Source organism: Campylobacter sp. RM6914 (genome assembly GCF_004803835.1).
GTDB lineage: Bacteria > Campylobacterota > Campylobacteria > Campylobacterales > Campylobacteraceae > Campylobacter_A > Campylobacter_A californiensis.
In genome coordinates this window covers 1,537,775-1,551,379 of the sequence record NZ_CP012545.1, presented here as the reverse complement: position 1 = coordinate 1,551,379, position 13,605 = coordinate 1,537,775, and the positions used below count along the sequence as shown (strand labels likewise).

The 13,605-nt window shown below is 38.6% G+C and carries 15 protein-coding genes; 7 read left to right on the top strand and 8 right to left on the bottom strand.

Annotated elements, in window-relative coordinates:
* Positions 1-19: 19 nt before the first annotated feature.
* Positions 20-2,539, bottom strand: a complete 2,520-nt coding sequence (gene feoB / locus CCAL_RS08000; protein ID WP_170015864.1) for a ferrous iron transport protein B — start codon at positions 2,537-2,539, stop codon at positions 20-22.
* On the bottom strand, positions 2,530-2,757 hold the full coding sequence (locus CCAL_RS07995) for a FeoA family protein (RefSeq protein WP_172285143.1): 228 nt from the start codon (positions 2,755-2,757) through the stop codon (positions 2,530-2,532). Before CCAL_RS07995 ends, feoB begins: the two co-directional genes overlap by 10 nt.
* Positions 2,758-2,914: 157 nt before the next feature.
* Between CCAL_RS07995 and traT the strand changes: the two genes are divergently transcribed.
* The gene (gene traT, locus CCAL_RS07990; RefSeq protein WP_170015861.1) at positions 2,915-3,490 is read left to right on the top strand and encodes a complement resistance protein TraT; all 576 of its coding nucleotides are present in this window, start codon (positions 2,915-2,917) and stop codon (positions 3,488-3,490) included.
* Between the two features lie 33 nt (positions 3,491-3,523).
* On the opposite strand, the gene CCAL_RS07985 is transcribed toward traT, so the two are convergent.
* Positions 3,524-4,351 (bottom strand): substrate-binding domain-containing protein, encoded by an 828-nt coding sequence (locus CCAL_RS07985; RefSeq protein ID WP_170015858.1) that lies wholly within the window; start codon positions 4,349-4,351, stop codon positions 3,524-3,526.
* A gap of 208 nt (positions 4,352-4,559) precedes the next feature.
* On the opposite strand from CCAL_RS07985, the gene CCAL_RS07980 reads away from it, so the two are divergent.
* From CCAL_RS07980 to CCAL_RS07970, 3 genes are all read left to right on the top strand, one after another.
* Positions 4,560-5,963, top strand: coding sequence for a carbon starvation CstA family protein (locus CCAL_RS07980; RefSeq protein ID WP_170015856.1), 1,404 nt, complete (start codon positions 4,560-4,562; stop codon positions 5,961-5,963).
* A 127-nt stretch (positions 5,964-6,090) separates the two neighbouring features.
* Positions 6,091-6,561, top strand: coding sequence for an MARVEL/CASP family protein (locus tag CCAL_RS07975; protein WP_170015853.1), 471 nt, complete (start codon positions 6,091-6,093; stop codon positions 6,559-6,561).
* Between the two features lie 34 nt (positions 6,562-6,595).
* Positions 6,596-7,090: a low molecular weight protein-tyrosine-phosphatase gene (locus CCAL_RS07970; protein ID WP_194239103.1), complete on the top strand. Its 495-nt coding sequence runs from the start codon at positions 6,596-6,598 to the stop codon at positions 7,088-7,090.
* A gap of 29 nt (positions 7,091-7,119) precedes the next feature.
* Here the strand turns inward: CCAL_RS07970 and CCAL_RS07965 are convergent, their stop codons facing one another.
* Positions 7,120-8,334, bottom strand: coding sequence for a saccharopine dehydrogenase family protein (locus tag CCAL_RS07965; RefSeq protein ID WP_170015850.1), 1,215 nt, complete (start codon positions 8,332-8,334; stop codon positions 7,120-7,122).
* 196 nt (positions 8,335-8,530) lie between these two features.
* Between CCAL_RS07965 and CCAL_RS07960 the strand changes: the two genes are divergently transcribed.
* Entirely contained in the window at positions 8,531-8,758 is a 228-nt protein-coding gene (locus CCAL_RS07960; RefSeq protein WP_170015848.1) for a MoaD/ThiS family protein, read from the top strand.
* 1 nt (position 8,759) lies between these two features.
* Positions 8,760-9,194, top strand: coding sequence for a molybdopterin synthase catalytic subunit (locus CCAL_RS07955; protein WP_169936784.1), 435 nt, complete (start codon positions 8,760-8,762; stop codon positions 9,192-9,194).
* A 41-nt stretch (positions 9,195-9,235) separates the two neighbouring features.
* Here CCAL_RS07955 and yedE read toward each other — a convergent pair whose 3' ends face one another.
* Entirely contained in the window at positions 9,236-10,297 is a 1,062-nt protein-coding gene (yedE, locus tag CCAL_RS07950; protein ID WP_170015845.1) for a YedE family putative selenium transporter, read from the bottom strand.
* A gap of 150 nt (positions 10,298-10,447) precedes the next feature.
* On the opposite strand from yedE, the gene CCAL_RS07945 reads away from it, so the two are divergent.
* Positions 10,448-11,644 carry a molybdopterin molybdotransferase MoeA gene (locus tag CCAL_RS07945; protein WP_170015843.1) on the top strand — a complete coding sequence of 399 codons (1,197 nt, stop codon included), beginning with the start codon at positions 10,448-10,450 and terminating at the stop codon, positions 11,642-11,644.
* A 45-nt stretch (positions 11,645-11,689) separates the two neighbouring features.
* On the opposite strand, the gene CCAL_RS07940 is transcribed toward CCAL_RS07945, so the two are convergent.
* The 3 genes from CCAL_RS07940 to CCAL_RS07930 are packed head-to-tail and all read right to left on the bottom strand — an operon-like array spanning position 11,690 to position 13,590.
* Positions 11,690-11,989 (bottom strand): barstar family protein, encoded by a 300-nt coding sequence (locus CCAL_RS07940; RefSeq protein ID WP_169936778.1) that lies wholly within the window; start codon positions 11,987-11,989, stop codon positions 11,690-11,692.
* Positions 11,979-12,440 carry a ribonuclease domain-containing protein gene (locus CCAL_RS07935; protein WP_170015841.1) on the bottom strand — a complete coding sequence of 154 codons (462 nt, stop codon included), beginning with the start codon at positions 12,438-12,440 and terminating at the stop codon, positions 11,979-11,981. The genes CCAL_RS07940 and CCAL_RS07935 overlap by 11 nt, the downstream gene beginning before the upstream one ends.
* 10 nt (positions 12,441-12,450) lie before the next feature.
* Positions 12,451-13,590: a BaiN/RdsA family NAD(P)/FAD-dependent oxidoreductase gene (locus CCAL_RS07930; RefSeq protein ID WP_236860483.1), complete on the bottom strand. Its 1,140-nt coding sequence runs from the start codon at positions 13,588-13,590 to the stop codon at positions 12,451-12,453.
* Positions 13,591-13,605 lie beyond the last annotated feature (15 nt).

The window sequence follows — 13,605 nt, the reverse complement described above, 5'->3', positions numbered from 1 at the left end:
CTCTCCTTTTTAAAATTTATTATCTATTTTTTACTATGCCGCCACTCCAGTTTTTCCTCTTTTCAGGTAAAAACCAAAGCACTAAAACTGCAAATAAAAGCGTGAAATAATACCAGCTAATCGCCTCTAAACCACTAATGCCAAATATGCTTGAAACGGTAAAAAAGAGCGAGGCTACGGCTAGAGCTAGGCCAAACGGGAAGAATATCCCAAAACACATCCATGCCCAGCTGTTTGTTTGCATTTTAACCACAATCATGGTTGCGATACAAGGAGGCGTTAAAAGCATAAAGATAATGATAGAAGCCGCATGAAGCGGTGTGTAACCGCTGTTTTTAGCCATCATTTCTTCAGGTCTTAAGCTGCTTTCATCGGCTATCGTTGAGCTGGTTGTATTGCTATCGTCACTTACGGTTGCTATTGAGCTTGAGTCTTTGTTTGACTCATATATACTTCCAAGCGTTGCGACTGCTGATTCGCGTGCTGCAAATGAGCTTAAAAAGGCTACGTTTATCTTCCAGTCGAATCCCGCAAACTGTGATATAGGCTCAAGTGCACGACCAGCCATGCCAAGTAACGAGCTTTCTATCTTGTCGTTTTTTTGCTCTCTTAAAATTTTATTTCTTCCGGTTGATAGCTTTCTAAGAGCTCCGTTTATAAGCTTTGCGTCTTTATCGTTTTTAGGAACTAGAAATTTATAGAATTCCGGATTATCCTCTTGGTATTTCTCGTCTACGCCTTTACTACCGCTCATCTTTTTGGCTCGGTATCCGTCATAGAAATTTAAAAGCGAAGCCACCTCTTCTCTGCTATCAACCAACGAGTAGTAGCTTGATTTTTTAACGACTTTATCAAAGCTCGCAAGTAGCACTTGCTCTTCGTTTGTGTAGTGTTCTTGCTTTTCTTTAGAAAGTCCAGGAAATTGTAAAAGGACAAAAAGTATCACGGCTACGGCAACAACGATAGTACAGACCTTTTTTATATATATCCAAACACGCTCACAAGATCTTAGTATCACACCTTTAAAGGTCGGCATATGATATGGCGGCAGCTCCATAACAAATGGCGCTGTCTCTCTTGTTCTTAAAACGGTTGAGGTTAAGAGCTTGGCTATCAAAAGTGCTGCTAGAACGGTAACTGTAGATATATAAAAGAGCATTATGCTCATTTGTGTCGGGAAAAACGCTCCAAGAAGCAAGGTGTAAAACGGCACTTTAGCAAGACAGTTCATTAAAGGAACAGTAAGGATGGTTGCCATCCTGGCTCTATCGTCTGATATACCTTTTGTGCTCATTACTCCAGGTACCGCACAACCTCCTACAAATGCTCCACCAAGCACCAATGGTAGCGTGCTTTGCCCGTGAAGACCGAATTTTCTAAACAACTTATCTAAGATAAACGCCATTCTAGGCATGTAACCGACGTCTTCCATTATGGCGATTAATGCAAAAAGTATAAAAAATATCGGCAGATAGTTTAAGAGCGCTATCGTAGAATTTGCAAGCCAAACTGCCATATCGGTTATTAAAGGGATACGTGCGATATCAGCCGATGGAGATATATCTATTATGAAATTTTTAATAGCCGCAAGCACAGGCCAGGTATAGTTTGTAAGATGATAGCCAAAGACGATGCTTAGCTCGTATGTGATGAAGATTATCAAAAATAAGATAGGAAAACTTAGCCATTTGTTTAAGATGATCTTGTCGGCTTTATCTGTCGTAGTTAGTTCGCCTTTTTTGGTTTCACTCACGCATTCGTTAAATATAATATCAGCGTTTTCATATCTAAATGATGCCAAAAAAGTCTCGATATTCTTACCAAGTTTGGAGTTAAATTTCTCTCTTAAGGCGGTTATTTTTGAATTTATATCTTTGTGTGTGGATTTTAGTATTTCAAGTATGGCTTGGTCTTTTTCAAGTGCCTTTATGCAAAGCCATCTTTTGCTAATGGCTGTTTTATCTTCTAAATTTACTTCATTTTCAAGCTCTAAGATATACTCTTCAAGCTCGTCGTAGTTGGCGCGAAATTCTTGATAATTTTCTTTTAATTCACTTGTCTTTCTTAAAATTTCTAGTATCTCATCTTTACCTTGCCCCTTTGCGGCGCTTGCCTCTATCACGGGACAACCTAAAAATTCACTCATTTTTTTAGCATCGATGATTATGCCGCGACGATTTGCCACATCGCTCATGTTTAAGACTATGACAACCGGCACCCCAACCTCAAGAAGTTGAAAGGTAAGATATAAATTTCTCTTTAAATTTGACGCATCGACTATGTTTAGGATGATGTCGGGACTTTCGTTTATAATAAATTCTTTTGCAACTTTTTCTTCAAGAGAGTATGAACTAAAAGAGTAAGTGCCTGGAAGATCAACCATCTCGATGTCGATATCACCTACGCTAAAATACCCCGACTTTTTATCTACCGTAACACCTGGATAGTTTGCGATATGCTGGCGTATGCCGCTTACCATGTTAAATATCGTTGATTTGCCACAGTTTGGTTGACCTGCAAGAGCTACTTTTATAGACATTGTTCAACCTTGATAAGCATTGCTTCACTCTTTCTAAGCGAGATAAGATAGCTGTGTATTTTTATCTCCATCGGGTCTGATAGTGGAGCTTCTCTTATAACTTCTATTTGCGCTCCTATAACAAATCCCATGTCAAGAAGTTTTTGCATCAACTTTCCGTTGGCATTTATGGATACTATTTTATATGTTTGCCTTGTCGCTACTTCGTCTAAATTCATAAAAATACCCCTGCACACTATAAAAGTGATAATTATTATAGAAGTAATTATATAACCTTGCTCTTTAATATAATATAAAACGGTTTTATAAAAACAAATCCTTTGCTTTACAGTTTGATTTTTTGTGCTAAAATAGGCAAATTTCAAGGAGAAGAAAATGAAATTTAAAATTTTATCCGTTTTATTTGTGGCATTTATGTTTTTTGGATGCGCCTCAAGCGCCACTCCTAAAATTTCTTCTAAAACGAGCGAAGCGTTATTTATCCAAACAAGCGATAACAACCAAAGTGTGTTTATAAATTTTAAAAATAGCACAAGCGGCGATATGAGCGTAAACTCAGATATCGCTACGGAGTTTATAAAACGCGGTTTTAGAGTAAGTAGTGAGGCGAAAACGGCTGATTATGTTGTGATCGGCGATGTTCAAAGCTTTGATAGATTTACAAAAAGAGATGAAAATAGGGCTAGATTTTACATGGGATATGGCTTTGGACGAAGGCCTTTTGGTGCATTTGGTTTAGGCTTTCCGCTTGGATATCATGATGATGACTTCTACACAAATAGCTATATATATGTTTTAAATGCAAGTGTGCTGATTAAGAGTAAGGATGGTGATAAAAGCACGATGATAACGCTATCGCATGGCGGTTCGACTTACTCGCCAAGTTATATTTGGCCGTTTTTTAAACAGCGTCTAGCAGAGCAGATCGTTGCGTTTTTTTATAAATTTTAAGATGAAAAGGGGCTAGTTTGCCACTGTTTAGTTTTAAGGAATGAAGTATTTTTGTGCGTAAGAGGCATCTTCGTAAAGCGCCACACCAAATTCTTTTTTGCCGTAGTTTTGAAAAATTTCTTGCGCTTCATCACTTTTTAGAAATTCTATAAATTTATCAGCCTCTTTTGGTGCATTTTTCGCACTCATGGCGACATAAACATTTACAAGCACCTTATCTCCTGCAAATAGCACTTCGCTGTTTTTTAGCTCGTTTTGGATACTTTTATATGTGCTTGAGTCACTCATAAAATAGCCTCTTGTTTCATCGGCTTTGCGTAAGGTAGCTAGCATGAAATCACGATTTGGCTTATACCATTTGCCGCTAGGAGTGATATTTGCAAGCTTCCATATGCTAAGTTCTTTTACGTGAGTGCCACTTTTGTCATCTCTTGTATAAAATAGCGCCTTTTTGTTTGCGATATTAGTATATGCTTGGGCTGCGGTTTTGGCGGTTTTTATCTGTGCGGGATCATCTTTTGGACCTATGATGTAAAATTCATTAGACCCAATTAACGTTCGATTTTTAGCCGCACCTTTTGCAACAAGCTCCTTTTCTTCTTTTGGAGAGTGCGTCATGGATATATCGACTTTCCCGTCTTCAAGTAGCTTTAGCCCTTTACCGCTACCAGCTTTTATCCAGCAAATTTTTGTATCATTTTTGGCGTTAAAGCTGTTTGCAAGAGCCTCTAAAAGTCCAAGTTCGCCAGGGCTTCCTGTGGCTAGTTTAAGCTCGGTAGCGCCGTTGCCGTAAATTTTACTACACTCTGCAGCGTAGAAATTTGAAACCAAAAGCAGACTTAACAATAACAGTTTTTTCATCTTAACTCCTTATTTTTAAGATTATGCTATTTTAGCATATCTGCAAAATTTTACAAGAGCGTATTTTTAAATTTATAGGTGTGATCAAGATGGAAATGTGCAAATTTTTCCGATAAGAGTATGAAAATTTTACAAAATAGTGTTTTTGTTACCAAAACCAAATAAAATTTTAGTAGAATTAATAAAAATTAAAAACAAAGGATGAGCGATGATTTGGTTTTTCTTTTGCGTTGGGCTACTTATACTAGCCTATTTTACTTACGGTAAGATAGTTGAGAAGATCTTTGTCATAAACCCTGATCGTAAAACACCCGCCATGCAGATGGCTGACGGTGTGGATTATGTCAAGATGTCAAATCCAAAAGTGTTTTTGATACAGCTTTTAAATATCGCAGGACTTGGTCCGATATTTGGTCCGATCATGGGCGCGCTTTATGGACCGGTTGCTATGCTTTGGATAGTTTTTGGTTGTATATTTGCTGGTGCGGTGCATGATTATTTTTCCGGTATGTTAAGCGTTAGAGCCAACGGCGCGTCTGTGCCTACGGTAGTTGGCGAGTGGCTTGGCACATGGGCTAAACACTTTATGAATATCTTTGCACTTGTGCTTTTGCTTCTTGTCGGAGTGGTTTTTGTTCTTGGTCCGGCTAAGCTTTTATCCGGTCTTACTTCACTTGATGTTAGTTTGTGGGTATTTATCATATTTGCTTACTACATCCTTGCTACGCTTGTTTCTATTGATAAGATCATAGGTAGATTTTACCCATTTTTTGGGGCATTGCTACTGTTTATGTCAGCTGGACTTACGATAGGTCTTATAGTTAGCGGTAAGGAATTTTACTCAGTCGGTCTTGACCTTTTTACTAACTACGATCCAAAAGGGCTGCCTATCTGGCCTTTACTGTTTGTTACTATCTCTTGTGGCGCGATCTCTGGCTTTCACGCGACTCAATCACCTCTTATGGCAAGATGTATACAAGACGAGAAGTCAGGTCGCATGATATTTTATGGGGCGATGATACTTGAAGGTATTATCGGTCTTATCTGGTGCACATTAGGACTTAGCTTTTATGAAAGTCCTGAGCTTTTAGGTGCTGCTATTGCAGCAGGATCTCCGTCCGGTGTTGTTCATGAGATATCTATCGCACTTCTTGGTAGCGTAGGCGGTATCATAGCTGTTTTGGGTGTCGTTATACTTCCTATAACTTCTGGAGATACGGCATTTCGCTCGGCTCGTCTTATCATCGCAGACTTTTTTAAGCTATCTCAAAAAGAGATAATTAAAAGGCTTATGATAGCCGTGCCGTTATTTGCCCTTGGTATCTTTGTATCTACTCAGGATTTTAATATCATTTGGAGATATTTTGGTTGGGCAAATCAAACAACCGCTGCCATAATGCTATGGGCAGCTTCGGCTTATCTTTATAAAACCAATAAATTTCACTGGATCACTACGATACCTGCTGTGTTTATGACTGCTGTAGTTGCCACTTATCTTGCAAATGCAAAGATAGGTTTTGGGCTTGAGATAAATGTATCAACTGCTATTGGTGTGGTTGTTTCGTTTGCTTGTTTGGTAGCATTTCTTAAAATCCCACGCAACAAAGCCTAAAATGTAGTCCCAAGAGTGGAGCGGTCCACCCTTGGGATCAAATTTCTCCTAGCTTATAAAACATCAAATTTAAACGTCATATATTTTTTGATATAATCACCCCTTTAAATCACCAAAAGGAACATTTATGAAAATTTTAGAAAACAAAAAGGGTGCTAAGCTCAACCTTTTATCTTCTCTTATACTTTTTTGTATCGGCGGAGTGCTTTATTATTACTACGACTACAGGGCTTCAGCGATATTTACTATGGTTGTGAGTGCGATTTGCGCTGTGTTTTGCTTGAAAAAGATATTTCAAGAGAGTTTTATCTTGATAGAAGATGACGGGTTTGTTATAAAAAAGGCAGGCAGGCAGGCTAAATTTTACTTTGCCGATATAAAAGGTGTTTACACGAAGATCGTAGAAAAGAAGAGTGGGGTTGAAATTTTAGTCGTAAGTTTTGGTCGAGCCAAATTTGACCTTGAGCTTATCCGTGGACTTATGTATCATGCGGGTGAGAGTGATGCGAGTTTGCCAAATATATATGAAAAATCGATCTATGAGATAAGAAGCATTATCAAAGAGAAGCTTGAAAATTTCAACTCAAAACAAGCCTAAAACGGACTAAATTTAAACCGAGTAAGAAGTAAAAATGATAAAAATTTTATTTGTTTGCCATGGAAATATTTGCCGTTCGCCAATGGCGCAGATATTTATGCAAAATTTAATCAGCCAAAATGGGCTTGATGATAAAATCTATGTGGACTCAAAAGCTACGCATACCGATGAGATCGGCTCGCCTCCATACTATGAAACTGTTAGAATTTTACGTGAAAACTCTATTCCCCTTATAGATCATAAGGCAACACAGATAAAGCATTGCGACTTTGCAAACCACGATCTGATCCTTTGTATGGATGATGAAAATATGCACTCTTTAAAAAGAGTTTTTGGTACTCATGACGATGTTAGTCAAAAGGTAAAATTTCTGCTTGAATTTGCACCAGAAAATTTAAGCAGAAACACTTCCGATCATAAGAATTTGATCATCGATGATCCGTATTACACGCGTGATTTTAAAAAATGCTATGAAGATATAAGCCGTTCGTGCGAAGGCTTACTTGAGTATTTAATGCAAAAAATTTAAAACAAAAAAGGCGGAAATCCGCCTTAAATTTACTTTACCTCGTATCTCTCGCCTGGGTTCATCTCGATGATCTCCCATGGCAGACCTTGTTTGTTTAGCTCATCCATAAATGGTTTCGCGTCAAACTGCTCCATATTAAACACACCTTTGCCACTCCAAATTCCTTTAGCTACCATCAGTGAGCCTATCATCGCTGGCACACCTGTCGTGTAGCTCACCGCCTGTGCACCTGTCTCTTTAAAGCACTCTTCGTGGTCGCATACATTATATATATAGACCTGTCTTTCCTTGCCATCTTTTAGTCCGCGTATCACGCAGCCGATATTTGTTTTACCCTTTGTGCGTGGACCTAGGCTTGCAGGGTCAGGAAGCAGAGTCTTTAGAAACTGTATAGGCACGATCTTTACGCCGTTATGCTCGACTTCGTCTATGCGTAGCATACCCACGTTTTCTAGGCACTTCATATGCGTTAGATAGCTTTGTCCAAATGTCATAAAGAAGCGGATGCGCTTAAGTCCTTTGATGTTTTGCACTAGACTTTCAAGCTCCTCGTGGTATAGTAAGTAGCTGTCTTTCACGCCTACTTTTGGGTAGTCCCACTTAAATCCTATCTCCATAGGCTCAGTTTCTATCCACTTGCCGTTTTCCCAGTATCTGCCCTTTGAGCTTACTTCGCGTAGGTTGATTTCAGGGTTGAAGTTTGTTGCGAATGCATGTCCGTGATCGCCTGCGTTGCAGTCTAGGATATCTATCTCGTGAATCTCGTCAAATAAATTTTGCTGTGCGTAGGCGCAAAATACGTTTGTCACGCCTGGGTCAAATCCTGAGCCTAGAAGTGCCATTGTATTTGCCTTTTTGAAATTTTCATCCTTCGCCCATTGCAGTTTATACTCAAATTTAGCAGTGTCTGGGTGTTCGTAGTTTGCGGTATCGATGTATGGGATACCAGCTTTCATGCACGCTTCCATAAGCGTTAGGTCTTGATATGGAAGTGCCACATTTAGCAGTAGGTCTGCACCCGTTTTTTTAATAAGCTCTACTACAGCGTCCGTATCGTCAGCGTCTATGCTTGCTGTATCTATAGTGACACCCAAACGCTCTTTTATAAATTTAGCTATATTATCGCACTTGCTTTTTGTACGGCTTGCAAGGGTTATCTTGCTAAAAACATCACTATTCATAGCGCATTTTACGGTCGCTACTTGGCTTACTCCGCCAGCCCCGATGATTAAAATATGTTTCATTTTGGCTCCTTAAATTTTCAAAGCTTAATTTTATCAAAGTTAATATAAATTTATGGCTTTACATATTTATCAGGCGTCATGTCGGAGTTTTTAACGATATGAATTTGTAATTTATCTCTTGTTTAAGTGCTGTTAAGCTTTGCTTAATCGCCTTTATTTTATCATACGAACGAAGACAAAATTGTTAAGGATTTGTATGGTAGAGATTGAATTTTTAGGACCTATTAAATTTCAAAATATCAAAATGCAAGCGTCAAATTTGGGTGAAGTAAAAGAAAAACTTAGCGAATACAACGAGCTTGAGCTAAATGAGTGGCTTAAAATTTGTGCAGTAGCGGTTAATGACGATGTTGTAACAAGTCTTGATACACCTCTAAAAGATGGCGATAAAATTTCTATATTGCCACCGATTTGCGGAGGTTGAGATGGAACTTTACGACGGAAGTCTTGATGTTTGCAAGATAACAAATCGTTGGTATAACGATGTTAAAGATAAAAACTGCGGAGCGCTCATTACCTTTACTGGTATCGTGCGTGAAGAGGGTGGCATAAGCGCGCTAAGCTTTGATGTGTATGAGCCCATACTGAAAAAATGGTTTAACGCTTGGGAGCAAAGGGCGGCAGAACAGGGAGCGTTTGTGCTTTTTGCTCACTCAAAAGGTGATGTGGCAGTGCATACTAGCTCGTATATAGCAGGTGTCGTAAGCCCACAAAGGAAGGTTGCATTAAGACTTATAAATGAATTTGTCGAGGATTTTAAGGCAAATGCACCGATTTGGAAATACGATGTGATAGATGGCGAGAGAATTTATGCCAAAGATCGCTCTCAGGCGATAAACGGTGCTGGACTTTTGGCGTGATAAGATAAACGGAGTGATAAATTTCACCCCGTCTTTAACCATTAGGCTGTTACTTTTTTATTAAATACTCCAACATAAACAGCAAAAGCAAAACCGATCAAAAGCGCATAAGGCGCAGCGTCCGTTATACCTTTTGGTGAACTTGCAAGTATGAAGTTGTGAGCAAATGCTGCTCCTGCCATCATGCCGATAACAAAGATCACTGAGCTTAAATTTCCGGTTCCCATCTGCACTAAATGTTTACCAGGGCAACCCTCGCTTAGGCTAAAGCAAAGACCTGCCAACATCATGCCCAAAAAGTTCCAGATGTATTGGTTGTGCGCGATAGGCTGTCCTTCAAAACCGAATTTGTATTGACCAAAGATAATGTTTGCTATTGTGGCAAAAATGATAATGCTAATAATGCCGGAAAACATCGAAAAATCACCTCTAAACGCTTTACTAAAAGCGCCTACGCTACAAAATTTACTTTTTTGCATAAATATGCCGATAATTACGCTTGCAACAAGCGAAACAAGTATGCTTGCATGCATAGCACCAGGACCTTTTTCGGAAGTAAATATCGCACCGTTGCCTACTTTAAGTCCAAAAATCAAAGCTAAAAGAAGAATAACCGCCATGATAACAGGTAAAATTCCTATCGCGGCTTGTATTTTTACGCCCTTGTTTAAAGCATATCCACGTTTTTTAAAGAAGATACCGGCACTAACTCCGACTGCGATACCTAAAAATCCGGCTATCGCACTCATATCTCCGCCACCAAGTCGTAAAAATGCTCTCCATGGACAACCTAAAAATACAAGGCAACCTATCATTGCAAAAACGCCTAAGAAAAATCTCGTAAAAGGCGATGAACCGGTTGTCGGTGTAAATTCTTTAGTCCAAAACACACTGGCTAAAAATCCGCCAAAAATTAGACCAATGATCTCCGGTCTTAGATATTGCAATGTGGCTACATTGTGAAAACCAAGAGCTCCTGTCGTATCTCTTAAGAAGCATGCAGCGCAAACACCCATGTTTCCTGGATTGCCAAGATAGACTAAAAGCGAACCCAAAGCACCCAAAGCCGCACCAGCGACTATATACCATTTGAAATTATTCATGAAATTTCCTGAATTAAGATAAAACCAACCTGATTTCTAAGGTCGAATTCTACACTCAATAAAATAAAAAACAAATAAAATAATACTGATTATTTAATGCAAAAATGTTACAATGATGCATGTTTAAAAGTTTTAAAATAGGAGAATAGTGTGAAACAATGGGCAAAATATGAAGATACGCTAGAAATTTTAAGATCAACGATAAAGCCTTGGAGTAATGTGCAAAAAGTAGCCATTACGCAAGCGCTTGACCGCTATATAGCCGTCGATATAGTCGCAAAAGACAACTATCCCTCAAGAGAGCTTTCGGCAATGGACGGCTACGCCTTTAAATGGAGTCAAAATTTAAGTGAACTAAATTTAACGACTGATTTGCCCGCAGGTACCGATAAAGGGCTAGTTATAAATGAAAATGAATGCATAAAAACTTTTACTGGCTCGCTTATGAGCGAAGGGACAGACACGCTTATACCGGTTGAAAACGTCGAAATAAACGGCAATAAAATTTTAATCAAAAAACAAGTACCAAAGGGTTTTGCCGTGCGTGAAATAGGCGAAAGCTATAAAAAAGGAGAAATTTTAATCAAAAAAGGCGCTAAGCTAGGTTATGCCGAGATCGCTCTTCTTGCCGAGCTTGGAGAATTTCATGTAAGCGTTTTTATCCGTCCTAGAGTCGCGATACTTGCAACCGGAAGCGAGATAAAAGACCTTGGTGAAGCACTTGAAAATCCGGCACAAATTAGAAGTTCAAACCATATCGCCTTGGCCATGATGATGCAAAAAATGGGAGCTGAGCCGATAGTTTGCGAGATAGTTCGCGATAAAAAAGAACTCGTGCAAGAAGCCATAGTAAACGCTCTTAAGAGTGCTGACGTGTTAATTACTACAGGTGGCGTTAGTATGGGGGACTATGACTTTGTAAAGGCGGCACTAAAAGATAATTTTAATATCATTATAGATGGGGCGGGCATAAAACCGGGACGTCATATAAAAGTCGCTACTTCAGGCGATAAATACATATTTGCACTTCCTGGTTTTCCTTACTCGGCGATGGTTATGTGCGTGCTTTACGTGCGCGTCTTGCTTAATGCTTGGTTTGGTGTAAGCGAGCCAAAACTAACGGCGATACTTGATGAAGACTACACGAAACGTTCGCCATTTTTAGAATTTACGGCTGTAAATTTAAGTGTGAGAGATGGTAAAATTTATGCAAATTTAGACGGTAAAAAGCTAGGAAGCTCCGCGATAGTAAATAACCTAACCAACGAAGCCGCACTTTTGATAGTGCCAAAAGAGACGGAATTTATCGCTAAAGGCGAGGTTGTTGAAATTTTAAGGATGGTTTAGATCGGCTTTGGGTTTTAAACTAGCATTGAGAGGTAAATGCAAACATCAAGCGTCTTTTGCCTCTTTAAATTTTATCTTCCAGCCCTCATCTTTTAAGGCATTTAAAAAGGTAAGCATATTTTGTGCAAAGTCATCTTTGGTGTTGAGTAAAATTTGTGCGTTTTTTATTAAAATTTTACCGTTTCGCAAAGAGTTTAACTCATCCCAAAACGCGTCTAAATTTTTAGCGCATTCATTAAGATGTGGAAAGAAAGCGACTTGAATACAAGATAGTAAGCTTTGTTTGTCTGTTATCTTACTAGCGTCGATGACGTATCTTGTGTGTTTTGAAGCTTTACTTTTCATTTTTTACTTGTTCAAAGCTCTCATAATGATCGGCGGTATAAAATATCAGCCCGTCGTTTGAAAATACTATGCGTTTTGCGCCACGCTTGCCGCCTTTGTAGTCGATATCCGCCTCGCGCCATATACGACCTTTTGCCTCGGGAAGTTTTCTTTCAAAATTTCTAAAAACATCTCCACCGATACTTTTACCTTTGGCCACTTCCCATAGGTTGCCTTTGTTTGCCTGCCAACCAAGCTTTAAAGCTTCTTTTTTAGTTATGTAGTTATTTGGAAGATGTTTGTAGTAAAAGACATAGCTAGCAACTTCTTTTTTGCTTGTATAAACACCGTTTTTATCGATATTTATCTGTGTTTGTTGGATTTGGTTTGGCGTGTTGCTTGGTTGATTTATAAAGAAATTTATAGATACCGCAAGTAAAAATACAAGAGATAAAATCGTTTTTTTGTTCATTTGAATTCCGTTAATATACCTTATTAAGCGCGTTTGAGACGATTTTGGCACTTGTGAAAGCAAAGTGGAGATTATAACCGCCAAGCATGCCGGTAACGTCTAAAACTTCGCCGATAAAGTATAAATTTTTAATATCCTTGCTCTGGAAATTTTCATCAATTTGTGCAGTAGTAACCCCACCTTTAGACACTTCTGCTTTGTCAAATCCAAATGTCCCGGCAGGTGCGAAACGATAGTTAAAAAGCTCTAAAATTTTAGCCTTTTCATCATTGCTATATTCGCTAAAAGCAGCGTCTTGTATGTTGTTTTGACGTAGAAATTCAAGCACAAATCTCTTTGGCAAAGGCAGGACGCTTGTTAGTTGTTTTTTGCCTTGGGTTAAATTCTTAGGCTCGAAATTTGGTAAGAAATTTATACTAATTGTCCCCTTTTGCCAAAAAAGTGAGGCGTTAAGCACGCAAGGACCGCTAATACCTTTGTGTGTAAAAAGTATGTCGCCTTGTAAATTTTTATCACCTACAGACATTTTAGCATTTAGGCTAATTCCGCTTAGTTCTTTAAACCAAAATTCGCTTTTTTGAACGCTAAAGCCAACTAGGGCAGGGGAGAAATTTATCGTTTTGAGCCCGAAATTTTGTGCGATTTTAAGCCCTATATCGCTTACTCCAAGCCTTTTATAGCTTATACCCCCGGTTGCTACGACTAAATTTACGGCATAAAATTTCTCGCCCTTTGTTGATAAAATTTCAAAAATTTCACCGTTTTTACTAGCGTTTATAACCTCGGTGTTGTAAAAAATTTTAGCATTTATCTTTTGTAAAAGCGTGTTTAAAACACTTTTGGAAGAGCTTTTTGTAAAAAACTGCGACTCTTTTTGCTCTTTAAATTCGATATTTTTAAAAAAGTCTAAAACATCATTAAACTTAAACGCATTCAAGGCTTTTTTTATAAATTTACCATCTGTAAGGTAGTTTTGCTCGCTGATGTGCCTATTTGTGATATTACAACGACCTCCGCCACTGGTTAAAATTTTATTTCCGGCGGATGGATTTTTCTCAAGGATAGCTACGTTTTTTGCTTTTAAATTTGCTGCTAGAAAGAGCCCTGAAGCGCCTGCACCGATGATTAAAACGTCATAAATTTTATCCACTTTATCGCTAATGCC

Excerpts from the sequence above, each read along its gene's own strand:
- CCAL_RS07965 (WP_170015850.1), bottom strand. The coding sequence starts at position 8,334 with ATGAAACATATTTTAATCATCGGGGCTGGCGGAGTAAGCCAAGTAGCG.
- CCAL_RS07940 (WP_169936778.1), bottom strand. The coding sequence starts at position 11,989 with ATGAAAAGTAAAGCTTCAAAACACACAAGATACGTCATCGACGCTAGT.
- traT (WP_170015861.1), top strand. The coding sequence starts at position 2,915 with ATGAAATTTAAAATTTTATCCGTTTTATTTGTGGCATTTATGTTTTTT.
- CCAL_RS07935 (WP_170015841.1), bottom strand. The coding sequence starts at position 12,440 with ATGAACAAAAAAACGATTTTATCTCTTGTATTTTTACTTGCGGTATCT.
- CCAL_RS07970 (WP_194239103.1), top strand. The coding sequence starts at position 6,596 with ATGATAAAAATTTTATTTGTTTGCCATGGAAATATTTGCCGTTCGCCA.
- yedE (WP_170015845.1), bottom strand. The coding sequence starts at position 10,297 with ATGAATAATTTCAAATGGTATATAGTCGCTGGTGCGGCTTTGGGTGCT.
- feoB (WP_170015864.1), bottom strand. The coding sequence starts at position 2,539 with ATGTCTATAAAAGTAGCTCTTGCAGGTCAACCAAACTGTGGCAAATCA.
- CCAL_RS07995 (WP_172285143.1), bottom strand. The coding sequence starts at position 2,757 with ATGAATTTAGACGAAGTAGCGACAAGGCAAACATATAAAATAGTATCC.
- CCAL_RS07960 (WP_170015848.1), top strand. The coding sequence starts at position 8,531 with ATGGTAGAGATTGAATTTTTAGGACCTATTAAATTTCAAAATATCAAA.
- CCAL_RS07980 (WP_170015856.1), top strand. The coding sequence starts at position 4,560 with ATGATTTGGTTTTTCTTTTGCGTTGGGCTACTTATACTAGCCTATTTT.
- CCAL_RS07955 (WP_169936784.1), top strand. The coding sequence starts at position 8,760 with ATGGAACTTTACGACGGAAGTCTTGATGTTTGCAAGATAACAAATCGT.
- CCAL_RS07975 (WP_170015853.1), top strand. The coding sequence starts at position 6,091 with ATGAAAATTTTAGAAAACAAAAAGGGTGCTAAGCTCAACCTTTTATCT.
- CCAL_RS07985 (WP_170015858.1), bottom strand. The coding sequence starts at position 4,351 with ATGAAAAAACTGTTATTGTTAAGTCTGCTTTTGGTTTCAAATTTCTAC.